The sequence below is a fragment of the Amycolatopsis sp. DSM 110486 genome (genome assembly GCF_019468465.1).
Lineage (GTDB): Bacteria > Actinomycetota > Actinomycetes > Mycobacteriales > Pseudonocardiaceae > Amycolatopsis.
Window position 1 is genome coordinate 9222085 of the sequence record NZ_CP080519.1, and the last position, 24959, is coordinate 9247043.

18 protein-coding genes are annotated in these 24959 nt (G+C 70.3%); 10 read left to right on the forward strand and 8 right to left on the reverse strand.

The window, feature by feature from the left end:
- Positions 1–122 precede the first annotated feature (122 nt).
- On the forward strand, positions 123–1166 hold the full coding sequence (locus K1T34_RS44550) for an LLM class F420-dependent oxidoreductase (RefSeq protein ID WP_220240654.1): 1044 nt from the start codon (positions 123–125) through the stop codon (positions 1164–1166).
- Entirely contained in the window at positions 1166–2008 is an 843-nt protein-coding gene (locus tag K1T34_RS44555; RefSeq protein WP_220240655.1) for an undecaprenyl-diphosphate phosphatase, read from the forward strand. The genes K1T34_RS44550 and K1T34_RS44555 overlap by 1 nt, the downstream gene beginning before the upstream one ends.
- Before the next feature lie 6 nt (positions 2009–2014).
- On the opposite strand, the gene K1T34_RS44560 is transcribed toward K1T34_RS44555, so the two are convergent.
- Entirely contained in the window at positions 2015–3202 is a 1188-nt protein-coding gene (locus tag K1T34_RS44560; RefSeq protein ID WP_255638020.1) for a glycosyltransferase family 1 protein, read from the reverse strand.
- A gap of 470 nt (positions 3203–3672) precedes the next feature.
- On the opposite strand from K1T34_RS44560, the gene K1T34_RS44565 reads away from it, so the two are divergent.
- On the forward strand, positions 3673–4383 hold the full coding sequence (locus K1T34_RS44565; RefSeq protein WP_220240656.1) for a histidine phosphatase family protein: 711 nt from the start codon (positions 3673–3675) through the stop codon (positions 4381–4383).
- 106 nt (positions 4384–4489) lie between these two features.
- Positions 4490–6541 carry a M3 family metallopeptidase gene (locus tag K1T34_RS44570; protein WP_220247725.1) on the forward strand — a complete coding sequence of 684 codons (2052 nt, stop codon included), beginning with the start codon at positions 4490–4492 and terminating at the stop codon, positions 6539–6541.
- Between the two features lie 100 nt (positions 6542–6641).
- On the opposite strand, the gene K1T34_RS44575 is transcribed toward K1T34_RS44570, so the two are convergent.
- Positions 6642–7166: a helix-turn-helix domain-containing protein gene (locus K1T34_RS44575; RefSeq protein WP_220240657.1), complete on the reverse strand. Its 525-nt coding sequence runs from the start codon at positions 7164–7166 to the stop codon at positions 6642–6644.
- An 81-nt stretch (positions 7167–7247) separates the two neighbouring features.
- Between K1T34_RS44575 and K1T34_RS44580 the strand changes: the two genes are divergently transcribed.
- From K1T34_RS44580 to K1T34_RS44590, 3 genes are all read left to right on the forward strand, one after another.
- Positions 7248–8129: an alpha/beta hydrolase gene (locus K1T34_RS44580; protein WP_220240658.1), complete on the forward strand. Its 882-nt coding sequence runs from the start codon at positions 7248–7250 to the stop codon at positions 8127–8129.
- A gap of 233 nt (positions 8130–8362) precedes the next feature.
- Entirely contained in the window at positions 8363–9355 is a 993-nt protein-coding gene (locus K1T34_RS44585) for a zinc-binding dehydrogenase (RefSeq protein WP_220240659.1), read from the forward strand.
- 152 nt (positions 9356–9507) lie between these two features.
- Positions 9508–10503, forward strand: a complete 996-nt coding sequence (locus K1T34_RS44590; RefSeq protein WP_220240660.1) for a sigma-70 family RNA polymerase sigma factor — start codon at positions 9508–9510, stop codon at positions 10501–10503.
- A 126-nt stretch (positions 10504–10629) separates the two neighbouring features.
- Here the strand turns inward: K1T34_RS44590 and K1T34_RS44595 are convergent, their stop codons facing one another.
- The 3 genes from K1T34_RS44595 to K1T34_RS44605 all read right to left on the reverse strand — a co-directional run bounded on the left by K1T34_RS44595 (position 10630) and on the right by K1T34_RS44605 (position 12736).
- Entirely contained in the window at positions 10630–11223 is a 594-nt protein-coding gene (locus K1T34_RS44595; RefSeq protein ID WP_220240661.1) for an AAA family ATPase, read from the reverse strand.
- Position 11224: 1 nt separating this feature from the next.
- Positions 11225–12214 carry a malate dehydrogenase gene (locus K1T34_RS44600; protein WP_220240662.1) on the reverse strand — a complete coding sequence of 330 codons (990 nt, stop codon included), beginning with the start codon at positions 12212–12214 and terminating at the stop codon, positions 11225–11227.
- 81 nt (positions 12215–12295) lie between these two features.
- Positions 12296–12736 carry a MarR family winged helix-turn-helix transcriptional regulator gene (locus K1T34_RS44605; RefSeq protein WP_220240663.1) on the reverse strand — a complete coding sequence of 147 codons (441 nt, stop codon included), beginning with the start codon at positions 12734–12736 and terminating at the stop codon, positions 12296–12298.
- A gap of 106 nt (positions 12737–12842) precedes the next feature.
- On the opposite strand from K1T34_RS44605, the gene K1T34_RS44610 reads away from it, so the two are divergent.
- Together K1T34_RS44610 and K1T34_RS44615 are read left to right on the forward strand one after the other, a co-directional pair.
- The gene (locus K1T34_RS44610; RefSeq protein ID WP_220240664.1) at positions 12843–13241 is read left to right on the forward strand and encodes a nuclear transport factor 2 family protein; all 399 of its coding nucleotides are present in this window, start codon (positions 12843–12845) and stop codon (positions 13239–13241) included.
- Entirely contained in the window at positions 13241–13612 is a 372-nt protein-coding gene (locus K1T34_RS44615; protein ID WP_360589240.1) for a VOC family protein, read from the forward strand. Before K1T34_RS44610 ends, K1T34_RS44615 begins: the two co-directional genes overlap by 1 nt.
- Here K1T34_RS44615 and K1T34_RS44620 read toward each other — a convergent pair.
- The gene (locus tag K1T34_RS44620) at positions 13596–15701 is read right to left on the reverse strand and encodes an FUSC family protein (protein ID WP_220240666.1); all 2106 of its coding nucleotides are present in this window, start codon (positions 15699–15701) and stop codon (positions 13596–13598) included. The two genes, K1T34_RS44615 and K1T34_RS44620, sit on opposite strands and share 17 nt — an antisense overlap.
- Complete coding sequence (locus K1T34_RS44625; protein WP_220240667.1) at positions 15698–18850, reverse strand: GH92 family glycosyl hydrolase; 3153 nt, start codon at positions 18848–18850, stop codon at positions 15698–15700. Before K1T34_RS44625 ends, K1T34_RS44620 begins: the two co-directional genes overlap by 4 nt.
- Positions 18851–19087: 237 nt before the next feature.
- Between K1T34_RS44625 and K1T34_RS44630 the strand changes: the two genes are divergently transcribed.
- On the forward strand, positions 19088–20539 hold the full coding sequence (locus tag K1T34_RS44630; protein WP_220240668.1) for an amidase: 1452 nt from the start codon (positions 19088–19090) through the stop codon (positions 20537–20539).
- 67 nt (positions 20540–20606) lie between these two features.
- Here the strand turns inward: K1T34_RS44630 and K1T34_RS44635 are convergent, their stop codons facing one another.
- Complete coding sequence (locus tag K1T34_RS44635) at positions 20607–24914, reverse strand: GH92 family glycosyl hydrolase (protein ID WP_220240669.1); 4308 nt, start codon at positions 24912–24914, stop codon at positions 20607–20609.
- Between the last annotated feature and the right edge of the window lie 45 nt (positions 24915–24959).

Genomic DNA, 24959 nt, shown 5'->3' on the forward strand with positions numbered 1-24959 from the left:
ACCACCGAGCCTAGCCGTCGGCCCGGCCCGTAGTTGACCAAGGTGAGGCCGTGTCGCGACCGGCCACCCCGTCGGTGCACCCAGGGCACGGCGCGAGTCGCGCCCTCGGTACGTTTCCGGCCGTGCGAATGGGACTCAACCTCGGTTACTGGGGCACCGGGGACAACTCCGCGAACCTGGCGCTGGCCAGGAGAGCGGACGAACTCGGGTATTCGGTGGTGTGGGCGGCCGAGGCCTACGGCTCCGATGCCGTGACGATGCTCACCTGGATCGCCGCGCGGACCGAGCGGATCGACGTCGGCAGCGCCGTGCTGCAGATCCCGGCGCGGACGCCGGCGATGACAGGCATGACCGCCGCCACGCTCGACACGCTCTCGGGCGGCCGGTTCCGGCTCGGCCTGGGTGTCTCGGGCCCGCAGGTGTCGGAGGGCTGGCACGGCGTGCGGTTCGCCGACCCGGTGGGCCGCACCCGCGAGTACGTGGAGATCGTGCGGGCCGTGCAGTCGAGGCGCCGCGTGCGCTTCAGCGGCGAGCACTTCGAGCTGCCGCTGCCCGACGGGCCCGGGCTGGCCCTGGGCCTGACCTTCCGGCCCGAGCGCAAGCAGGTGCCGGTGTACCTCGCCGCGATCGGGCCGAAGAACCTCGCGCTCACGGGTGAGGTCGCCGACGGCTGGCTGCCGGTGTTCTTCTCACCCGAGCACGCGGGTGAGCAGCTGGCCCACATCCGCGCCGGCGCCGAGGCGGCCGGGCGTTCGCTCGACGGCTTCGACGTCGCCCCTGCCGTGCCGCTCGTGGTCGGCGACGACTGGCGCGAGTGCGCCGACGCCGTGCGCCCCCACGCCGCTCTTTACGTGGGCGGGATGGGCAGCCGGAAGCAGAACTTCTACAACCGCCTCGCCGTGCGGATGGGGTTCGAGGCCGCGGCGGCCGAAGTGCAGGAGTGCTACCTCGCCCGCGACTACGAGGGGGCTCAGGCGGCCGTGCCGCTCGAGTTCCTCGACGCGACGTCGCTGCTCGGCCCGCGGGAGCGGATCGCCGAGCGGATGGCGGAGTTCGCGAAGGCGGGCGTGACGACGTTGTCCGTGACTCCGTACGGGGAGTCTGCGGGATTCGAGGCGGCTCTGCGGACCGCTGTGGAAGCGATCGAGCTGGCGGGAGTGGCCTGATGGGGTGGTTCGAAGCACTGGTGCTGGGAGTGGTGCAGGGGCTCACGGAGTTCCTGCCCATCTCCTCCAGCGCGCACCTGCGGATCGTGGCCGCGCTCGTCGGCTGGGACGACCCGGGCGCGGCGTTCACGGCCGTGACGCAGATCGGCACCGAGCTGGCGGTGATCCTGTACTTCGGGAAGAAGATCGGCCGGATCCTGCAGGCCTGGTTCTTCTCGCTCTACCGCCGCAGCTGGCGCCGAGACCCCGACGCGCGGCTGGGCTGGCTGATCATCGTCGGCTCGATCCCCATCGTCGTGCTCGGCCTGCTGTTGCAGGACCAGATCGACGAGACCTTCCGCGACCTGCGGATCACCGCGACGACGCTCATCGTGTTCGGCGTGATCCTGCTCATCGCCGACCGCGTGGGCTCGCAGCGGCGCTCGCTCGACCACCTCACCGTGCCGCACGGCCTCGGGTTCGGCTTCGCGCAGGCCCTGGCCCTGATCCCGGGCGTCTCGCGCTCCGGCGGCACCACCAGCGCCGGCCTGCTCATGGGCTACACCCGCGCCGACGCCGCGGAGTACTCGTTCCTGCTGGCCCTGCCGGCCGTGTTCGGCTCGGGCCTGTACAAGCTCACCGACATCGGCAAGAACGGCGAGACCGCGCAGTGGGGGCCCACGATCCTGGCCACGCTGGTGGCCTTCGGCGTCGGGTACGTGGTGATCGCGTGGCTGATGTCCTACATCAAGCGCAAGAGCTTCGTGCCGTTCGTGATCTACCGGATCGTGCTCGGCCTGCTGCTGTTCGGGCTGATCATCGGAGGGGTGCTCGACCCCAACGCCGGACCTGTCGGGAGCTGAGTGAGGTCAGGCGGCAGCGCGGGCGCGAGCCTGGGGTGAGCGTTCGCCCAGCACCTCGCGGTAGTGGTTGATCAGGCGGTCGCCGGAGGCTTCCCAGGTGCTGCGGACCGCGGTGGCGCGGCCCGCGGCACCGAACGCGGCGCGCTTCGCGGGCGACTCCGTGAGCCGGAGCACCGCGTCGCGTAGGGCGCCCGGGTCGAGCGGGGTTACCAGGTACCCGGTGTGCCCGTCCACGACGAGGTCCAGTGGACCGCCGGCCGCCGGCGCCACGACGGGGAGGCCGCTCGCCATCGCTTCCTGGATGGTCAGCCCGAAGGTTTCGAAGGGCCCGGTGTGCGTGAAGACGTCGAGCGTCGCGTAGATGCTCGCCAGCTCGGCACCGACGCGCAGGCCCAGGAAGGTCGCGTCGGGCAGCGCCGCCTGCAGGCTGGGCCGGTTCGGCCCGTCTCCGACGACGACCAGCCGCACCCCCGGCAGCGCGCAGACGTCGCGCAGCAGCTCGACGTGCTTGTCCGGCGCGAGGCGGCCGACGTACCCGACGAGGACCTCGCCGTTCGGCGCGAGCCGGCGGTGCAGCTCCGGATCCCGGTGCCGCGGGTCGAAGCGCACGGCGTCGACGCCGTGGGGGAGCAGGTGCAGGCGAGGGATGCCCTGCGCTTCCAGCGCCCGCTTCGATGCGCTGGACGAGACGATCGTGCGGTCGGCCGGTCCGTGGATCCCTCGCAGCCGGTGCCATACGTACCTCGCGCCACCGGGCACCCGCGGGGCGTAGGAAGCGCAGTATGCCGCGACGTCCGTCTCGTACACCGCCACGATCGGCACCTGCCGCTTCAGGGCGGCCCGTACCGCGTGGGCACCGAGCAGTAGGGGGCTCGACAGGTGCACCACGTCAGGCTGGTGCTCGGCGATCGCGCGCGCCACCGCTCGGGTCGGCAGCGCCATGCGCACGTCCGGGTAACCGGGCCAGGACAGCGCGGGCACCCGCACGACGGGTGAGCTCCCGACCTCCGCCGACGCCTCCTGCCGCAGCCCGGTGGGCGCGGTCGGCGCCACCACCAGCGGCGCGTGACCGCGCTCCGTCAGGTGCTCGGCGACCCGGAACGCGGTGTGCGCGACCCCGTTGACCTGCGGCGGGTACGACTCGGTCACGACGAGGACCCGCAACGAAGATCCCGCGCGATGGCTGGACGTCATTCGCAGATCCAAACCGATGACGCCCACCTCACATCCCCGGGAACAGCACCCCAACACGAGGTGCCCAACAAGCGATGTGAACGCCACCACAGCGCGAGATCGCGCCCGCTTCCCAACAGGCGAAGCCCGGGACTGTCCCAAGGCGACCCCGGCGCGAGATCGCGCCGGCTTCCCAACAGGCGAAGCCCGGGACTGTCCCAAGGCGACCCCGGCGCGAGATCGCGCCGGCTTCCCAACAGGCGAAGCCCGGGACTGTCCCAAGGCGACCCCGGCGCGAGATCGCGCCGGCTTCCCAACAGGCGAAGCCCGGGACTGTCCCAAGGCGACCCCGGCGCGAGATCGCGCCGGCTTCCGGATGGGGCGGTGCGATCGGCCCCGGCCGATCCGACCGCCCCATCCGGAAGCCGGCTCAAAGGCGATCTCGCACGCCTCGGCGGAGCCGAGGCAAAAGATACAGTTAGGGTTACGTTGTGAGTACGGTCATCTTGCTGCGGCACGGGAAGTCCACCGCGAACGGGTCCGGCGTCCTGGCGGGGCGCACGCCGAAGGTCGGTCTCGACGACACCGGCCGCGCGCAGGCCGACAGGCTGGTCGAGCGGCTGGCCGGCGTGCCCGTCGCCGAGCTGGTGGTGTCGCCGATGCTGCGCTGCAAGCAGACGGTGACGCCGTTGGCGACCGCGCTGGGTCTGGACAAGACCGTGGAGCCGCGCCTGTCCGAAGTGGACTACGGCGAGTGGACCGGTCGTGAGCTGAAGACGCTGGTCAAGGAGCAGCTGTGGCGGGTGGTCCAGTCCCACCCGTCGGCGGCGGTGTTCCCCGGCGGTGAGGGGCTGGCCGCGATGCAGGCCCGCGCGGTGGCCGCGATCCGCGCGCACGACGCACGCATCACCGCCGAGCATGGCGACCACGCCGTGTGGATCGCCTGCAGCCACGGCGACGTGATCAAGGCGGTGCTGGCCGATGCCTTGGGCCAGCACCTCGACGCGTTCCAGCGCATTGTGGTCGACCCCGCGTCGGTGTCGGTGGTCCGCTACACCGAGACGCGGCCGTTCGTGCTGCGCGTGAACGAGAACGGCGGCGACCTGAAGGGCATCGTGCCCCCGCCGCCGAAGAAGAAGACCGGCCGCGGCAGGAAGGCGGGCGACAGCGACGCGGTGGTCGGGGGCAGCACCGGGCGCTGAGCCGGCGGACACGCCCTCGGCGGAAAGCGGCTCGACCAGGGCCGCGAAACCCGTAGGGTGGCGGGATCAGCGCGGGACGCACGTGAAGAACCAGGAGCACAACCCGATGATTTCGCCGGACAACCCGTTCGCCACCCCGAGTGAGCTGCCCTACGCCCTGCCGCCGTTCGACCGCATCACGGTCGAGCACTTCAGGCCCGCGTTCGACGAGGGCCTGACCGCCCACGCCGCGGAGATCCACGACATCGCCGCGAACCCGGCGGAGCCCACGTTCGAGAACACGATCGCCGCGCTGGAGCGGGCGGGGGAGCTGCTGGAGCGGGCGTCCGGCACGTTCTTCAACGTCTCCAGCTCCGACTCGACCGACGAGATCCAGGAGATCCAGGCCGAGCTGGCGCCGAAACTGGCCGCGCACTCCGACGCGATCCACCTGGACGCGCAGCTGTTCGCGCGGATCAACGCGCTGTACGAGGGGCGCGAGAGCCTCGGCCTCGACCCCGAGTCGCTGCGTCTGCTGGAGCGCCGGCACACCGACTTCAGCCGCGCCGGCGCCGGGCTGCCCGAGGCCGAGCAGGACAAGCTGCGCAAGCTCAACGAGCAGCTCTCGACCCTGCAGACGAAGTTCCAGAAGAACCTGCTGCGCGACACCAACGAGCTCGCCGTGGTCCTCGACGACGTCGCCGACCTGGCCGGGCTCGACGAGGGGGCGATCGCCACCGCCGCCGAAGCGGCTGCCGCTCGCGGCGAAGAGGCCAAGTACGTCCTGAACCTCACGCTGCCGACCGCGCAGGCGGCCCTGGAGTCGCTGGAGAACCGCGCGGTGCGCGAGCGCGTCTTCACCGCCTCGGTCTCGCGAGGCAACCGCGGCAACGAGTACGACAACAACTCCGTCGCCGCCGAGATCGTCCGTCTGCGGGCCGAACGCGCGGCGCTGCTGGGCTACCCGGACCACGCGTCGTACGTGATCTCCGACGAGACGGCCAAGACCGCCGACGCGGCCTCGGGCCTGCTGGAGCGGCTGGCGCCGGTCGCCGTGGCCAACGCCCGCGTCGAGGCCGCCGAGCTGCAGCAGCACCTCGAGGCGGACGTCCCGGGCGCGACGCTGAAGCCGTGGGACTGGGCGTTCTACGCCGAGAAGGTGCGCCGCGAGCGCTACGAGGTGGACACCGCGGCGCTGCGCCCGTACTTCGAGCTGAACCGCGTGCTGACCGACGGAGTGTTCTTCGCCGCGAACCGCCTGTACGGCCTGACCTTCACCGAGCGCGACGACCTGCCGAAATACCACCCGGAGGTGCGGACCTTCGAGGTCTTCGACGCCGACGGCAGCGGCATGGGCCTGTTCCTCGTGGACTACTACACGCGTGACTCCAAGCGCGGCGGCGCGTGGATGAACAACTTCGTGAGCCAGTCGGACCTGCTGGGGCGCAAGTCCGTGGTGGTCAACGTGCTCAACGTCGCGAAGCCGCCGGCGGGGGAACCGACCCTGCTGACGCTCGACGAGGTCACCACCGTGTTCCACGAGTTCGGCCACGCGCTGCACGGGCTGCTCTCGGGCGTCGAGTACCCGACGTTCTCCGGCCCGAGCGTGCCGCGGGACTTCGTGGAGTACCCGTCGCAGGTCAACGAGATGTGGATGCTGTGGCCCGAGGTGCTGGCGAACTACGCCAAGCACCACGTGACGGGGGAGCCGCTGCCGGCCGAGCAGGTCGCCAAGCTGGAAGCCTCGCAGCAGTACGGCGAGGGCTTCAAGACGACTGAGTACCTCGCCGCGTCGCTGCTCGACCTCGCCTGGCACCGCCTCGGCGTGGACGACCGCGTCGACGACGTGCAGCGCTTCGAGTCCGACGCGCTGGAGAAGGCCGGCGTCGCGCTGGAAAGCGTGCCGCCGCGCTACCGCACCACGTACTTCAACCACGTCTTCGGCGGCGGTTACAGCGCGGGCTACTACTCCTACATCTGGAGCGAGGTCCTCGACGCCGACACCGTGCAGTGGTTCCGCGAGAACGGCGGCCTCAAGCGCGAGAACGGCGACCACTTCCGCTCGACGCTGCTCGGCCGCGGCGGGAGTGTGGACCCGATGGAGGCGTTCGCGAACTTCCGCGGTCGTCAGCCGGAGATCCAGCCGCTGCTGGAGCGCCGGGGTCTCGCGGGGGCCTGATCGTCTTTTCGGGTGGGGCCGGCCGTTCTCGGTCGGCCCCACTTTTGTCTCTTATGGACTGTATAATGATCTATACGGCCAGGGTTGAGTTTGGCTGTGGTCACTCCAGAGGGAACAAGATCGGGCTGATGAGGTGCTGGCGCCGGCCGGGGGTGGGCTCGTTGCGCAGCCGGGGGAGGAGTACTTCGCGGAGCTCGGTGATGAGCTCGGCGAGCTCCTCGTGGCTCAGCCAGACCGAGTGCTGGCGGTAGCCCACCAGGTCCTCGACCGGATCCGCGCCGGCCCGGCCCAGGTACGCGGTGAACTCGGCGATCAACGTCGTCATCGCGGTCGCGAACACCTTGCGGTGATCGTCGAGCGTCGCCGAGGCCGCCGCGTCCGCGTCGATCACCGCGCGGTCACGCCGCAGCCGGTAGCTGCGCTCGACGGCGCCGCGGACGCGTTGTTCCTCGGCCACTTCGAGGATTCCGGCTTCGGCGAGCAGGCCGACGTGGCGGTACAGGGTCGCCTTCGACACGTCGTGGATGCGCTCGGCCAGCTGGGTGGTGGTCAGGGGCTGCCCGCCGGAGAGGGCGTGCACCACGCGCAGCCGCACCGGGTGCACCAGGAGTTCCAGATCGTCCACGCCGTTATGTTCGCACATCTGCTACCATCCTCAATGTTGAGAACGTTGGGCCACTGGGGGCCCGGGACGGGAGGTTCGGCGATGAAGGTCGACGCGGCACCACAGGGCGAGCACTACGAAGTGGCCGGGCGCCGGCTGCTGCTGCATCGCGGCGGCTCCGGCGGGCCGCCGGTGGTGTTCCTGCCTGGCGCGGGCTTGATGGCGTATGACTTCCTGAACGTGCAGCAGCGCGTCGCGGAGTTCACCACGAGCGTGGTGTACGACCGGGCCGGCACAGGCTGGAGCGATGCTGCCGAGCTGCCCCGCACGCCGGACCAGGTGACGGAGGAACTGCGGGCCCTGCTGGCGGCCGCGGACGTGCCCGGGCCGTACGTGCTGGCCGGACATTCGCTCGGGGCGCTGTACGCCCGCCGCTATGCGCAGCGCTTCCCAGGGGAGGTCGCCGGCCTGGTGTTCCTCGATCCGGGCCACGAGGACATCCTGGAGTTCCTGCCGAAGGAGGCCGCCGAGCTGAACGAGAGCCTCAAGCCCGACCTGGCCGCCCTGCCCGAGCCGACTCCCGCGCAACTGGACGCGTCGCGCGACGCATTGCTGAAGCTGTACGCGAACTGGCCCGACGGTGTCCGGGACGCGTTGGTGGACAAGCACCTCACGGAGTGGCGCACGGCGGTCCTGGAGACGCGGAACTTCGAAACCGAGGTGTACGACCAGGTCCGCGCCGGGGGAGTGCTGCCGGACGTACCGCTCGTGGTGCTGAGCGCGCTCGGGGCCAACCCGTACTGGGCGCAGTTCGCCTCCCCGGAGCTGATGGATTCGATGCTCGCGGGGATCAAGGCCCTGCACGCGTCGATCGCCGCGTCCGTGCCGCGAGGTGAGCACCGCATACTCGACGGTGCGGCACACCAGACGATGCACCTGGAGCACGAAGACGCTGTCGTGGAGGCGATCCGCTCAGTCCTCTGAGGACGATCTGCGCGAGATGGCACCCCTTGAAGTGTATAACGACCTATACCGCTGGGCGTTGTGCACAAACCAGGTGATCCCTCGAAGCTCTCACGTACCCCCAAACCTCTGCAAAGACCGGCACCCAGACGGCGGCCGATTCCTTTCGGCTCCGCGCGAGGTCTACCTCTTCGACGGTGCGGCTCGCCCCGAGCCGGCCGTGGTTCGGCAACCCGAGAAGAGGGCTGATCGCCGTGAGCATTCCCGCGACCATGCGCGCGCTGGAGCAGACTTCGCTCGAGGGGCCGCAAGACCTGCGGTTGATCACCGACGTGCCGGTGCCGGCTCCCGGCCGGGGTGAAGTGCTGATCAGGGTCCGGGCCGCCGGGGTCAACTTCGCCGACCTCTCGCAGGCCCGTGGGGTGTTCCGGGGCGGCCCGCAGCCGCCGTACCTGGCGGGTTTCGAGGCCGCGGGCGACGTTGTCGCGTTGGGTGCGGAGGTAACCGGCCTGGGGCCGGGGAGCCCGGTCATCGGTGTCGGGCCCGGTGCGTTCGCCGAGTACGCGGTCCTGCCCGCGGCCGCGGCGATGCCGGTGCCTGCCGGCTGGACGGCCGAGCAGGCGCTGGGCCTGGTCGTGAACCGGCCGACCGCGCTCGCGGCGCTCAAGCCGCTGGGCCGGCTGACCTCGGGGGAGACGGTGGTGGTCCACGCAGCGGCAGGCGCGACCGGCCAGGCCGCGGTGAGGATGGCCAAGCACTACGGCGCGACGGTCATCGCCACCGCTTCCCAGGGCAAGCACGAGACCGTGCGGGCGCTCGGCGCCGATCACGTCCTGGACTCCGCCACCCCCGATCTCGCCGCCGAAGTCCTGCGGCTGACCGGTGGTGCCGGTGCCGATCTGGTGCTGGAGTCCGCCGGAGGTGCCGGCTTCGCGGCCGGCCTGGCCTCCGCCAAGCCGGTCACCGGCCGGGTCGTCGTCTACGGCTTGGCGGGCGGCGAAGCCGCGATCACCAACTGGGACCTGGTGTACCGCCACCAGGTCCACGTCGTCGGCCTCAACCTCGGGATGCTGATCCGGGCGGCTCCCCGGATCTTCGGTGAGGTCATGGGTGAGCTGTCGGCCCTCGTCGCCGCCGGTGTCCTCCCACCCGAACGCCCGGTCGTCTACGACTTGGCCGACGGCCCGCAAGCCCTTGCCGCGCTGGAGTCGAGGGTGACCGTCGGCAAGCTCGCCCTGCGGCCCTGACGTCGCGCTGACCTGGGGTTCGATACCTTCGTGCCACTTTCGGGGTCTTATGGGGTGACGGTCCCGATCCGCGGGAGCGGTCCGGACGAGGAGCAGGGCATGGTCACCAGGCAATCCACGGTCACCCCCATGCCGCGACCTGGGCTCGCCGCATGACGGCCCAGGTGCGGGAGCCGGCGGATCGGGACCGGTTCACCGCCGAAACCGAGCCGTTCCGGCGGGAGCTGCTGGCGCACTGCTACCGCATGGTCGGTTCTGCGCATGACGCCGAGGACCTGGTGCAAGAAACCTACCTGCGGGCCTGGCGGTCCTACGCCGGGTTCGAAGGCCGTGCGTCGATCCGGTCCTGGCTCTACAAGATCGCCACCAACGTCTGCCTGACCGCGGTGGAGCCGCGCAAGATCCGGATGCTGCCCTCGGGCCTGGGCGGTCCCCAGGAGGGATCCGAGACCTCGGCCAACCCCGTCGCGCCGGATGAGGTCTCGTGGCTGGAACCGTGGCCGGACCGGTGGACCACCGCCGCCGACGACGACCCGGCCACGTCGGTCGTCGCGCGCGAGTCACTGCGCCTGGCGCTCATCGCGAGCCTGCAGCACCTGCCCGCCCGCCAGCGCGCGATCCTCATCCTGCGTGAGGTGCTCGCGTTCTCCGCGGCCGAAACCGCGCAGCTGCTCGGTACCACCACGGCGGCGGTGAAGAGCGGGCTGCAGCGGGCCCGGGCGCGGCTGGGTGAGCTGGAACCACGGCCGGAGCAGTTGCTGGAACCGGCTGACCAGCGGGCACGGGCACTGCTCGACGGTTACATCGCGGCCTTCGAACGCTCGGATGCCGGTCTCCTGGAACAGGTGCTGCGCGCGGACGCGACGCTCGAGGCGACACCGTTCCGCGAGTGGCAGGCCGGGCTGGTGAACTGCATCCGCATGCTCACCGCGGACGTGCTGGGGGCACCGGGGGACTGGCGGATGCTCGCCACCACCGCCAATGGCCAGCCCGCTGCCGTCGAGTACCGCCGAGACGAAGCCGGTGTGTTCCGGGGGAGAGGCATCGTGGTGCTGGACCCGACCGCCGCCGGCGTCTCCCGTGTCGTCGCGTTCCACGACGCGGCCCTGGTCACCCTGTTCGGCTTCCCCGAATCGCTCACAGACTGATCCTGACCGGTCGCGCCAAGTCCGGTGTAGACAGTCACTCTCAAAAATGTATAACGACCTATACGGCGGACCAAATGTCAAAAACCAATTTGTCACGCAACAGCCCAGTTAACCACCAAAACCCAGCTAAAGACCAGCGAGAATCCCGACCACGGCGTCGTAGGTCTGTTCCACGTCAAGGCTTTCCGTATCGACCACAGTGCACTTCGGACGTTGTCGCAGGTACGCCGCGAGGTGGTCGTGGACGCGGTCGATCAGCTCCAGCCCGCCGGCGCGGGTGATGATCTCGTCGATGTCGCGGGCCGGTCCGCTGTCGCTGGAGCGGGACGAGTAGCGGTCGAACGCGTGGGGCTTCGCCGCGGTCAGCACGATCTCGACGTACGAAGCTCCTGCGGCACGCGCGGCTGCTTCGAACCCCGAGACCTCTTTCAGGTGCGTTGCCAGCTGGGGCATCACGACGGAGAACCCGGACCGCAGATGGGTTTCGGCCATGGCGACGGCCAGGCGGCGCGCGACGGGCAGGGTGGCGAAGAAGTCGTCGCGCCAGCCGCCGATGAGGGAGACGACGTGGTCGGTGTCGAGGTCGAGCACGCCGGGGTGGCGGTCGGCGTAGAGGCGCGCGACGGTGGACTTCCCGATGCCCGACGGTCCGTTGAGGTGGATGAGGCGAGGGCCGCCCCGGACGGATCCGGGGCGGCCCTCAAAAGAAGCAGTGCTCAACTCAGATGAGGCCGAGCTTCTGCACGGCGTCGCGCTCCTCGGCGAGCTCGCCGACGGTGGCGTCGATGCGGGTGCGGGAGAAGTCGTCGATCTCGAGGCCCTGCACGATCTCGTACTTGCCGTCCTTGGCGGTGACGGGGAAGGACGAGATGAGGCCCTCGGGGACACCGTAGGAGCCGTCGGAGATGACCGCGGCGGAGGTCCAGTCGCCTTCGTCGGTGCCGTTGACCCAGGTGTAGACGTGGTCGATGGCGGCCGACGCAGCGGAGGCGGCGGAGGAGAGGCCGCGGGCTTCGATGATGGCCGCGCCGCGCTTGGCGACGGTGGGGATGAAGGTCTCTTCGACCCAGGTCTGGTCGTTGACGGCCTCGGCGAGGTTCTTGCCGCCGACGGTGCCGTGGGTGATCATCGGGTACTGCGTGGCCGAGTGGTTGCCCCAGATGGCCAGGCGCTTGATGTCCGAGACCGGGACGTCGAGCTTCTTCGACAGCTGCGCGAGGGCGCGGTTGTGGTCGAGGCGGGTCATCGCGGTGAAGCGGTCGGCCGGTACGTCGGGCGCGTGGGACTTGGCGATGAGGGCGTTGGTGTTGGCCGGGTTGCCCACCACGAGGACGCGGATGTCGTCGGCCGCGCCGGCGTTGATGGCTTCGCCCTGGGGCTTGAAGATGCCGCCGTTGGCCTCGAGCAGGTCGCCGCGCTCCATGCCCTTGGTGCGGGGGCGGGCGCCGACGAGCAAGGCGATGTTGGTGCCGGAGAACGCCTGCTTGGGGTCGTCGAAGATGTCGATCCCCGACAGGAGCGGGAAGGCGCCGTCGTCGAGCTCCATCGCGGTGCCCTCAGCCGCCTTGACCGCCTGCGGGATCTCGAGGAGCCGCAGTTTCACCGGGGTGTCCGGGCCGAGGAGCTGACCGGACGCGATGCGGAAGAGCAGCGCGTAGCCGATCTGGCCGGCCGCACCGGTGACGGTGACGTTGACAGGGGCTTGGGTCATAGCGGGTTCTCCAGCTTGAGACGACTTTGGCTAGTACCGCGACTCTAGTACTCGCGGGTGCGATCGTTCGGGTGCGTCCAGTCACTCTCCGGCGGGTGTCGTGACGTTGGCCGCGAGCCGGCTCAGGAGCGTGGCGAGGGTCGCGATCTCGTGGTCGGTGAGGCCGGTGCGCATGCGGTTGTCGTGGGCGACGGCGGCTTCGGCGAGGCGGTGGAAGGTGGTTTCGCCGTGGTCGGTGAGCTCGACGTGGTGGACGCGGCGGTTTTCGGGGTCGCGGGTGCGGGTGAGCAGGCCGGCGGTTTCCATGCCGTTGAGGTGGTGGGTGAGGGTGGCGCCTTGGATGCCGACGGCGTCGGCGAGCTGGCGTTGGCTGGTGTGCTGGTGGGTTTTGAGGGCGATGAGGATCTGCCAGATGGGCTGGGAGCCGCCGACGGCGGCGAGGGCCTGGTCGAAGGCCTGCCCCGCGGCTTTGGCGGTGCGGGCGAGGACGACGCCGATGGGGGCGGTGGTTGGTCGTGGCACGGGTGCACCGTAGCGCAGATTGATCGAAGTCTAAGCGTTTGACACCTAACGATTAGAGTTCTAACGTTTGTCGCGTCAAGCTGCTCCACTGACCGCGGGAGGGATCATGGGCACCACCGAAGAGATCACCGACTTGGGGAAACGCTGGGTCGCGGCCGAGACGGCCGGGGACACCACGACGCTGGCCGGGATGACCACGGGTGACTTCACCTTGGTCGGCCCGCTGGGCTTCGTGCTGAACCGCGACCAGTGGCTGCAGCGCTACGAAGGCGGCGGGCTCGTCACGCGCCGGCTGGACTGGCGCGAGGTCGAGGTGCGAGAGCACGGTGACTCGGCGATCGCGGTCGGCGTGCACGAGCAGGAGGCGACGCACCGGGGCAACGCGGTGGACGGGCAGTTCCGGTCGACGCACGTGCTGGTGCGCGAGGACGGCCGGTGGTTGCTGGCGGGGATGCACCTGAGCCCGATCGGTGCGCCGCCGGCGTTCGCGCGCGGGGGTGCGTGATGGCGGAGCTGAACCACACGATCGTCTGGGCGACGGATCGAGGCGCGTCGGCGGAGTTCCTCGCGGGTGTGTTGGGGTTGGCTGTGGGTGAGGAGACAGCGCCGTTCCTGCCGGTGGTGCTGGGCAATGGGGTGACGCTGGACTTCGCGCAGGCGGGCAAGTCGGACACGGTCGCCGGTCAGCACTACGCGTTTCTGGTGAGCGATGCGGAGTTCGACGCCGCGCTGGAGCGCCTCACGGCGTCGGGGACGGCGATCTACGCCGATCCGCTGCACCGCACGACGGGGATCAACGGGATGTTCGGCGGGCGCGGGTTCTACTTCGACGATCCGGACGGGCACAACATGGAGCTGCTCACGAGGGCCGGTTAGCGCCGGCCGGTGCGGGCTGGGTCGCGTCGACGTTGAACACGCGGCCCAGCGCGATGACGCCTTCGTCGAGGTGGCTGAAGCTGGAGACGACGGCGCGGGTTTCGGAGTCGTCGATGCGGTCGACGACGGGGGTGCCGTCGTCGCGGAGGAGCTTGTCCGTGGGCGTGGTGTTGGGGTGGCGGACGGCTTCGCCGACGAGGTCGATGTTGGCGAGTACACGGCCGGCGAAGAGGTCGAGGCGGTCGGCGACGGGTCCGTCGAGCTGGCCGGGCTGGGCGCGGGCGGCGACGTGGCGGGCGCGGAAGGCGATGCCTTCGAGGGTGGTGAGCACGTGCCAGCCGTAGTCGCGCCGCGCGCTGCGGAGGTTGATGGGGTGGGTGAGCGGTTCGATCGTCTTGCGGACCTGTTCGACGGAGCGGTCGAGGTCGCGGGACATCTCGATGATGTTCACGTTGTCGCGGCCGGAGAGCAGGGTTTCGGCTGATTCGACGAACTCGTGCAGCTCGTCGAGGACGGTCGCGATGTCGTCGAGCATCACCGAGCGGGTGCGGACGGGGACGATGACCATGGCGGCGAGCAGGCCGGAGGCGGCGCCGACGGCGGTTTCGGCGACGCGGATCCAGAGGACCTCGATGCTGAAGGTGCCGAGGAGGCTGTAGAGCAGGCCGAGCATGCTGGTGACGAAGAAGGCCATGAGGAACTGCGAGACGCGGGCCATGTAGACCATGCCGAAGACGCAGACCATGATCAGGGCGAGGATCGCGATGGTGTTGCCGCTGACGAGCAGGGCCAGTGCGACGCCGCCGACGATGCCGATGAGGGTGCCGCCGGTGCGGCGGACTCCTTTGACGAATCGGGCGCCGGCGCTGGAGGTGCCGACGAAGACCACGAAGACGGTCAGTACGGCCCAGTACCAGCGTTGGTGGGAGATGAGCTGTCCGGCGAGGACGGCGAGCCCGCCGCCGATGACGGCCTGGATGGCGCTGCGGGTCTGGTTGTCGTAGGCGAACGCTTTGGTGGGTTCGGGTTCGTCGTCGTCTTCGTCGAGGGAGTAGTCCACTGTGGCCTCGCGGCCGGCGACGCGCTGGGCGCGGTCGTCGGCGACGGCGAGCTCGGCGATGGCGCGGCGGACGCCGTCGCCGGGGCGGGCTTTCTCGTCGATGCGGCTGCCTTCCACGAGCATGCGGCTGTATTCACCGGTCTCGCTGATGAGGGGCAGTTCGCGGGGGTCGCGTTCCATGAGGGAGCGGAACTTCGCCAGCCGGGCGACGAGGTCGTCGGCGACGCCTTCGGGCATCGGGTGGGAGTAGGTGCGTTGCACGGTGATGGTGAGCCATTGGACGGCGAGCTCGACCTCGATGGCGCGGCGGCGTAGGAGGTCGGCGTTGCGGGCGTCGACGACGTCGGGGGCGTTGTCCTCGATGAGCAGGACGGATTCGTGCAGGCGGGCCAGGGCGGTGCGGATCTGGCGGTTGCTGCGGTCGCTGCCGGCGGAGGCGATGTAGGCCTCGGTGGCGCGCACGGTGGCGCCGACGCGGGCGCGGAAGGCGCGGCGGATGCGGATGAATTCGGTTTCGGCGTTGCGGCGCAGCAGGACGAAGCGCACGAGGGCGTTGGCGGCGATGCCGGTGGCCATGGCGATGAGCAGCTGCGGGGCTTGGGAAAGGTGGGCCTGCAGAAACATGGGGAAGAAGAACAGGAAGAACGCCATGGAGCCCAGTGCGGTGCCGCGGGGGCCGAAGCGCTGGATGTAGACCGCGACGAAGATCAGCAGGACGAAGACGATGCTGTCGAGCGGCGGGTAGGCGGCGCCGATCGTGGCCAGGGTGATGGAGCAGGCGCCGACGACGGCCGCGAGGCACAGCGTGACGGCTTGGCCGCCGGTGGTGGGGTCGTTGACGGTGAAGGCGCTCATCATCGCGGCGATGGCGGCGACCAGTGACGTGGTGAGCGGGAAGTGCAGGGGCTGCAGCACGAGGATGGCGATGATGATGCCTAGTACGGCGGAGCCGGCCAGCCGCAGGCGGACGAGGCCGGGATCGGCTCCCGCCAGCCGGTCGAGGGTGGCGTCGCGGAGGTCGGCGATCATCGGGCGAGCAGCTCCCACTGGGCGAGGGTGACGCGGCGGCGGTTCGCCGCCGTGACACGCAAACGGTAGTGCGCGCAGGCCGCGGGGCTGTCGAGGACGAACGGGCGAATCTGGCGGCGCCAGCGGAACAACTCGTCGCTGCGACGGTCGAGCACCGTCCATTGGCGGCCGTCGGCGGAGCCTTCCAGCACCCAGGCGGTCGGGTCGCCGTCGCGGCTGCCCGAGGTGAGCGTGTACATCGTGACTTCGCGGGGGTTGCCGTGCACGGAGAACTCGACCACGGGGGTGCGGGTGGTGAAGGTGGCTTCGGTGCGGCTGGTGTCGTCGACGAGGAGCGCGGCGGGACCGTCGGGGCTGTAGGCGGTGCCGACGAGGTCGGTCAGCGGCGCGGGCTTCGCCGGCGTGGCGGGTTCGGTGCCCCAGGTGCCGGGTTCGCTGCGGACGTCGAACTCCAGCACGGCGCCGCGGGCGAGCACGGCGTGGGAGAGGGTCGCGGAGTGGTGGGGCCGGCCGTCGATGGTGAGGCCGTGGACGTAGGGCGTGTCGACCGTGTCCCCAGTGTCGGCGGCCGTCGCAGCGCCGGGGGCGCGGATCACGAGGTCGTGGCCGTTCTCCAGGTGCAGGGTCGCCTGGCGGAACAGCGGCGCGCACACCACGTACCGCGGGCTGCCGACCGTGAGCGGGTACAGGCCGAGCGCGGCGAAGACGTACCAGGCGGACATCTCGCCGTTGTCCTCGTCGCCCGGGTAGCCCTGGCCGAGTTCGCTGCCGAGGTAGAGGCGGCGCAGGACCTCGCGGACGGTGCGCTGCAGCTTCGCGGGCGCTCCGGCGTAGGCGTAGATCCACGGGATGTGGTGCGAAGGCTGGTTGGAGTGGCCGTACTGGCCCATGCGCACGTCGCGGGCTTCGGTCATCTCGTGGATGAGGCCGCCGTAGGCGCCGGGTTTGCGGCCGGTCTCGGGGGTGGTGAAGAACGTGTCGAGCTTGGCTTCGAGGCCGGCGGTGCCGCCGTGCAGGGCGGCGAGGCCGGGCCCGTCGTGGGGCACGGAGAACGCGGTGTTCCACGCGTTGGTCTCCACGAAGTCGCCGCCCCACGCCTCGGGGTCGTAGCCCCGCGCCGGGAAGTGCCGGCCGCCGTCGGGGGTGCGGCCCTGGAAGAAGCCGATGCGCGGGTCGAAGTGGTGCACGTAGTGCTGGGCGCGCTGGCGCAGGTAGGCGGCGTTGTCGGCGCGGCGGCGCGCGCGAGGGCCTTCGCTTTCGCGGGCGAGCGCGTCGGCGAGGTTGGCGAGGCCGAAGTCGTTGAGGCAGCCTTCCAGCGCCCACGAGAGGCCTTCGCGGGTCGAGGTGGGCGTGTAGCCGAGGAACGGTGAGGTGTCGAGGCCTTTGCGGCCCACGCCGGCGCGGGGCGGGGCGACGGTCGCGTTTTTCAGCGCGGCGTCGTAGGCGGACTCGACGTCGAAGTTGCGCACGCCTTTGAGGTAGGCGTCGGCGAAGGCGACGTCGGAGCTGGTGCCGGTCATGAGGTCGGCGTAGCCCGGGGAGGACCAGCGGGCGATCCAGCCGCCTTCGCGGTACTGCTGCACGAACCCGTCGATCATCCGGCCGCAGCGCTCGGGGGTGAGCAGCGCGTACGCGGGCCAGGTGGTGCGGTAGGTGTCCCAGAAGCCGTTGTTGACGTACAGCTCGCCGTCGACGATCTTCGCGCCGGTGCGTTTGCGGGTGCTGAACGCGCGGCCGCGGGCGACGGGGCTGGCGTGGCGGATGCCGTCGGGCGTGTTCTCGTGCGCGAGGTTCGGGTAGAGGTAGAGCCGGTAGAGGTTCGAGTAGAACGTGGCCAGCTCGTCCTCGCTCGCGCCCTCGAGCTCGACGCGCCCCAGCACGTCCTGCCACTTCTCCCGCGCGCGGTCGCGGACCTCGTCGAATGTGGTGCCGGCCGGGATCTCCAGCTCCAGATTGCGCCGCGCCTGCGCGAGGCTGATCAGCGACGTCGCGATCCGCAGCGTCACCTCCGGCGCGGCGAACTCCAGGAGCCCGGCCACCCGGCGCCGGAACGGGCCGCGGCCCCCGCCGGACGCGGGCACGTCGGCCTGCGCGTAGACGAACATCCGCCGCGCTCCGGTGGACAAGCGGCTGCGCACCCACGTGTGCCCGGTGACCACCCCGGTCGACGGGTGCACGCGCAGGCCGCCGCGGTTGCGGGCGTTGTCGAAGACCACCCAGCCGGCGCCGTCGGGGAAGGTGAATCGGAACATCGCCGCGTGGTCGGTGGGCGCGACCTCCGCTGTGACGCCGTTGCCGAACCGCACGCCGTAGTGGTGCGGCCGATCGGTCTCGTCTTCGTGGGAGAACGCGAGCGCGCGGCGCCGGCGGTCGGTCTCGACGGGACCGGTGCCGGGCATCAGGTGGAAGGTGTGGCGGTCGCCCATCCACGGGCTCGGCTGGTGGCTCAGTGCGAACGCCTGCAGCGCCGGCTCGTTCGCCGCCGTGTTGTGCCGGTGGTAGGAGTAGAACCAGTCCAGCGACCGCGCGTCGGTGACCGGGGTCCAGAAGTTGAACCCGTGCGGCACGGCCGTGGCCGGGAACGTGTTGCCGCGCGAGAAGCCGAAGCCGGAGTGTGTGCCCCGTGTCGTGCGGACGTGGTCGACCGCGTCGCCGGTGCGCGGGTGGTGCTCGCCGATGCGCACGTCGTCGAGCCAGCCCTTGACGTCACGGCCGCCCGGCGCGTCGGTGAGCAGCACGATCCGGCGCACGCGGCGCCCGGCGAACGCGCCCAGCGGGCGGCGCACGAGGTTCCACTGGTCCACCAGCAGGGTCTTCGCGTGCCCCTGCTCGGTGGCCGAGAACCCGGCGGTGCTGCCGTCGTCGAACTCGACGTCCAGCGCGACGAACGTGCTGCGGTAGGAAGGGACCGCCGCGTCCGACGCCGGGAAGACCACGTAGGACAGTGCACTGTGGGCGGTGACCTCGACGTCGGTCTCGAACAGCACCGTCCGCGCCACGCCGCTGTAGCGCAGCGCGCGCATGCCGGTGAACCCCACACCTGGTTTCGCGGTGGGGGACCGGTCGGGTCCGCTGTCCACGCGGACACCGGAGGCGACCGGCTGCGGGTCACCCGCCTCGAACGATGAGAAGAACCCGGCGCTGGTCACGCGCTCACGGTAGTCGCTGCGCCACGGGTCGGCCTGCCGTGACCACGACCTCCCGGGCACCACTGATCCGGCGAATTGCCAGTAGGGGATTCGAATTGACATGGTCGCCATTGTGTGGCGAGCCGATTTCGCCCTCTCAGGCCACGAAATTCCTTTTCCGGCAACGGGATGGATGTCTCAACACTCATCACGTCCTTTTCCGGGCGTGGACTTTTATTGCGGCTAGGGTCGGATTTCATGGAATGGAGTTTTCACTCGGCCGAACAGCTCGCCACGGCCTTGCGGGCCGGTGAGGTGACCTCGGTGGAACTGACCGACGAGGCGATCTCCCGGATCGAACGGGACGACCCGGCGATCAACGCGATCTGCGTGCCGGACTTCGACCGGGCACGGGCCGCCGCGCACTGCGCCGACCAGGCACGCGCCCGCGGCGAGGACCGGCCCCTGCTCGGCATCCCGGTGACGGTCAAGGAGTCCTACGACATCGCCGGATTGCCCACGACTTGGGGACTGCCGCCGCACCGCGACCACGTGCCGGCCGAGGACGCGGTGCAGGTGTCGCGGCTCAAAGCCGCCGGCGCGGTGGTGCTCGGAAAAACCAACGTGCCCTTGGGTCTGCAGGACATCCAGAGCTTCAACGAGATCTACGGCACCACCGACAATCCGTGGGATCACGATCGCACGCCGGGCGGCTCCTCCGGCGGATCAGCGGCGGCCCTGGCCTCCGGATTCGGCGCATTGTCCATCGGCTCCGACCTCGCCGGTTCGCTGCGCACCCCCGCGCATTTCTGCGGCATCTACGCGCACAAGCCGACACTCGGGCTGGCGGCCACCCGCGGCATGGTCGCGCCGCCGGCACCACCATTGCCGGTCGACCTCGACCTCGCCGTCGTCGGTCCGATGGCTCGCACCGCCCGCGACCTGGCGCTCCTGCTTGACGTCATGGCCGGACCGGACCCGTTGACGCTCGGCAAGGCGCACCACGTGACGCTGCCGCCCGCACGCCACGAGAAGCTGTCCGACTTCCGCGTCCTGGTCCTCGACGACCATCCGCTCATCCCGACCGGGTCCGCCGTGCGGGCGGGCGTGAACCGGGTGGCCGACGCGCTCGTCGACGGCGGTGCCCGCGTCCACCGGCGCAGTCCGCTGCTGCCTGACCTGGCCGAAGCGGCGACGCTGTACATGCAGTTGCTGATTTCGGGCTCCGTCGCGCGGTTTCCCCTCGACGGATACGAGCAGTTGCAGGCCCGCGCCGCCGGGCTGAGCCCGGACGACCGGAGTCTCGACGCCGTGCGGCTGCGCGCCATGGTGTTCAGCCACCGCGACTGGCTCGAGGCGAACAACCGTCGCGAACTCCACCGCCACGCGTGGCGGCAGCTGTTCGCCGAGTTCGACGCCGTGGTGTGCCCGATCACGCCCACCCCCGCGTTCCCGCACGACCACGACCCCAACCCACTGGAACGGCGCCTCGACATCGACGGCGTCGAGTACCCGTACTTCGACCAGCTCGTCTGGGCCGGTCTCGCCACCATGCCCGGTCTGCCCGCCACGGCCATCCCGGCGGGCCGCTCCCCGGAGGGCCTGCCGGTGGGAGTGCAGCTCATCGGCCCGATGTTCGAGGACCGCACCCCACTGCAGCTGGCAGATCTGCTCGAACGCGAGATCGGCGGCTTCCAGGCACCGAAGTAGCGAACCCCCGGACACAGGTGTGGCCCCGCAGGAAACCCTGCGGGGCCACACCTGTCAGCTCGGCCGGCTACAGCTTCGCGCACTGCCCCGCGGCCGGGCCGCGGACGGTGTTGGCGAGGTCGTGGTCGGTCGGGGCGGGCGTGTTGCCCGTGCAGGCCAGCGGCCCGCCCACGGTGCTGCCGGCCAGCACCGGCCCGTGGTTGCCCGTGAAGGTCGCCGGGCCGCCGATGTCGGTCAGCTCGACCGAGACGGCCCCGGTCGTGCCCGTGATCGCCACCGGACCCGACACCTTCGTGCGGTTCAGCACCACCTGGCCCGCACCCGTCGCCGCGAGTGGTCCCGCGATCGAGCCACCGCGCACGACCAGCGACGCACCGGCGGACACGGTCACCGGACCGGACACCGTCGCGCCCTCGAGGCACACGGTGCCGCTCGACACCGCCAACGGACCCTTCTGCACACCCGTCAGCGTCTTCGTGCACGACGCGTCCGGCCGGCCCAGCAGCTCGAACTCCGCCAGCGAAGCCGGACCGCCGCTGCTGTCGGTCACGGTGAGCCGGTAGTAGGCGTAGTGCGCCGGGTTGGCCACCGCGAACGCCCGCGTCTGCTGCCGCCACGGGAACGTCTGACCGGTCTGCTGGTCGGCGACCGCCCACGTCTTCCCGTCGTAGGAACCCTCGAGCTGCCAGCTCTTCGGATCACCCGCGCCCTTCGGCGAGGTCAGCGTGTAGTGCGTGACCGCCTCGTCCGTCGAGTTCAGCTGGTAGGTCACCGCGCCGGTCACCTTCGCCTCGGTGCGCGACGAGTTGTCGATCAGCGCCACCGCGTTCGAACCGTCCGAAGTGGACAGCGTGCCCTTGCCGGCGCCCGTCTCGTCGTGCAGCGGCGTCGGCACCGCGTCGCCTGTGGTGATCGACTTCGGCGCGTCGTTGGCACCCGCGCCCCAGGCCGAGGGGTTCGGGCCCATGTCGAAGTCGAGCGTCGCCCCGTGCGAGAGCACGTCCTGCGGCAGCGACGTCGACGTCCAGGCCTTGCCGTTGATCTTCAGGCCCTGCACGTAGACGTTCTTCGCCGAGTTCTTCGGCGCGTTGATCACCACGTCACCACCCGGCAGGTGCAGCGTCGCTTTGGTGAACAGCGGCGACCCGATCGCGTAGTTCGGGCTGCCCATCTGCAACGGGTAGAAACCGAGCGCGCCGAACACGTACCACGCGGACATCTCGCCGTTGTCCTCGTCGCCCGCGTAACCCTGGCCCAGCTCGCTGCCCGAGTACAGCCGCGAGAGCGCCTCACGTACCTTGGCCTGCGTCTTCGACGGCTGGCCCGCGTAGTCGTACATGTAGAGCAGGTGGTGCGAAGGCTGGTTGGAGTGGCCGTACTGGCCCATCCGCACGTCCCGCGCCTCCCGCATCTCGTGGATCGCGCCGCCGTAGGTGCCCGGGAAGGTCGCGGTCTCCTGGTCGGCGAAGAACTGGTCCAGCTTCTGCGCCAGCTTGTCCTTGCCGCCGTAGAGGTTCGCCAGCCCCTGCCCGTCCTGCGGCACGGTGAACGCCATGTTCCAGCCGTCGGTCTCCGTGTAGTCCCCGCCCCACACCCGCGGGTCGTACTGGTCGGCCGTCTTCGTGAACTTGCCGCTGGCGTCCTTGCCCTGGAAGAACCCGATGCTCGGGTCGAACAGGTTCACGTACTGCTGCGCGCGGCTGGTGAAGTACTGGTAGTTCTCCAGGTACTCCGCCTTGCGCGGGTCACTCGCCGGCGCCTCGTCGTAGAGCTTCTTCGACAGGTTCGCGATGCCGAAGTCGTTGACGTAGCCCTCGATCGCCCACGAGAAGCCCTCACCCGTGGTGTTCGGCGTGTAGCCGAGGAAGATCGACTGGTCCAGGCCCTTGCGGCCCACTGCCGAGTTCGGCGGGGTCACCGTGGCGTTCTTCAGCGCCGCGTCGTAAGCCGACTTCACGTCGAAGTTCGTCACGCCCTTGAGATAGGCGTCGGCGAACGCGACGTCGGAGCTCGTGCCCGTCATCAGGTCCGCGTAACCGGGGGAGGACCAGCGCGCGATCCAGCCCGAGTCGCGGTACTGCTGCACGAACCCGTCGACCATCTTCCCGGCCATGTCCGGCGTGAGCAGCGAATACGCCGGCCACGTGGTGCGGTAGGTGTCCCAGAACCCGTTGTTGACGTAGATCTGGCCGTCCACGATCTTCGACCCGGTCTGCGTCGCGGTGTCCGCGCCCGTCTTGGCCGCCACCGGGCTGGCGTACTTGTAGGCCGGGGCCTGCGGCGTGCCGGTGTTCTCGAACGCCTCGTTCGGGTACAGGAACAGCCGGTAGAGGTTCGAGTACAGCGTCTCCAGCTGGTCCTTCGACGCGCCCTGCACCTCGATCACGCCCAGCTGCTTGTCCCACGCCTGCTGCGCGGCGTCGCGCACGGAGTCGAACGTGGCCGTCGGGGCGAGCTCCTGCTCGAGGTTCTTCTTCGCCTGCTCCACGCTGATCAGCGACGTCGCGATCCGCATCGTCACCGTCTTGTCCGCGCCCGCGGCGAACCGCAGGTAGCCCGTGACGTTGTCGCGGCCCTGGCCGGTCAGCTTCGCCCCGGCGGTCACCGGCTTGTCGAAGCTCGCGTAGACGAACATCCGCCCCGCACCCGCGGACAGCCCGCTCTTCGCGTCCGAGTACCCGGTCAGCGTGCCCGTGGCCGGGTCGAGCGTGAGCCCGCCGGAGTTGTTCACGTTGTCGAAGATCAGGCTCGAGTCGTTGCCCGGGAAGGAGAATCGCATGACCGCCGCGTGGTCGGTCGGCGCGATCTCCGTCTTGATCCCGTTGTCGAACGTCACGCCGTAGTAGTGCGCCCGCGCGACCTCGTTGTCGTGGGAGAACGCCAGCGCCCGCGCGTCGCGGTTCGCGTCCGGCACCCCGGCCGCGGCCGACGGCATGACCTGGAAACTCTGCCGGTCACCCATCCACGGGCTCGGCTCGTGGCTCGCCGAGAACGCCTGCAGCTGCGGCCGGTTGTCCGCGTTGTTCTGCGTCGAGTAGTTGTACAGCCAGCTGTCCGAACCCGCGTCCGTCACCGGCGTCCAGAAGTTGAACCCGTGCGGCACCGCCGTGGCCGGGAAGTTGTTGCCCCGCGAGAACGTGCCGTTGGCCATCGTGCCGCGCGTGGTCAGCACGTTGTCACTCGGGCGCTGGCTCGCCGGCGGCGTCGGGGTCGCCGAGATCTTCACGTCGTCGAGCCAGCCCTGGAACGCGCCCGGCCCGTTCGGGTTGTCATAGCCCACGAGGATCCGGTCGATCGTCTTGCCCGCCGCGACCGTGCCGACCGCCGAACGCACCAGGTTCCACTGGTTCGCGTACAACACCTTGCTCGCACCCTGGCCCGACGGCGTGAGCGGGAACCCGTACTGGTCCGTCGCACCCAGCCCCGACAGGTACGTCCCGTCGGTGAACGCCAGGTCGATCGCGACGTTCGTGCTCGGGTACTTCAGGTCGTTGCCCGTCAACTGCGGCTGCACCTTGTAGGACAGCTCGGTGGTCGGGACCACCGGCAGGTTCACGTCGAACACCTTGTTGTAGGAGTAACCGTGCCCGGCCGCGGTCTGCGTGCCGGCGTAGCGGAACGCCTTCTTGCCCGTGAAGCCCACGCGGTTCTTGTTCGTGTACCCGCTGGTGGGCCCGGAGTCGACGAAGCTGCGCATGTTCGGCAACGGCGGCGGCGCAGCGTCGTCGTTGGCCAGCAGCAGCTCCGACATCTGCAGGATGTCGTCACCGTGGTTGCGCGTCACGTCGAGGCGGTAGTAGCGGTAGGCCGCGCTCGACGCCGCCAGCTTGTACTGGTGCTCCTGGAACCGCGCGTCGAACGACTGACCCGACTGCTTGTCCAGGTCCGTCCACTGCTGCGCGTCGTTCGACCCCTGCAGCGTCCAGTCCTGCGGATCACGGCCGGGGAAGTCGTTGGCCGAGCTGAGCGCGTAGTGCGTGATCGCCACCGGCTCCGACAACGTCAGCTGCGTCCACGCCGTGGGCTCCCACGAAAGCCACTTCGTGTCCGTCGTGCCGTCGACCAGATTCGCCGAGACCTCACCACCGTCGGTGTTCTCGCTGCTCGCGCTCGTCTCGGTCACCTTGCCCCGGATGTCACCCGGGATCGTGGCACCGTTCGCGCCGTTGACCCCCGACGTCCGCGGCTGCCCCGCGGCATCGGTGTCAACGGTGTCCTGCCACGTCGGCTGCGGATCGGACGGCTCGAACGAGGACGAGAAATCCGGCGGAGGGGCGTCCGCCTCGGCGGTCGAGGTCGCCGGCACGGCGACCAGTCCGGCCGCCGCCACGACCGCGACCAGCGCGGCGCGGACGGATCTGACGCTTCGGGGCATCGTTGCTCCCAGCTTGTCGGGGCGGGTCGGGCGCGCCCGCGCAGG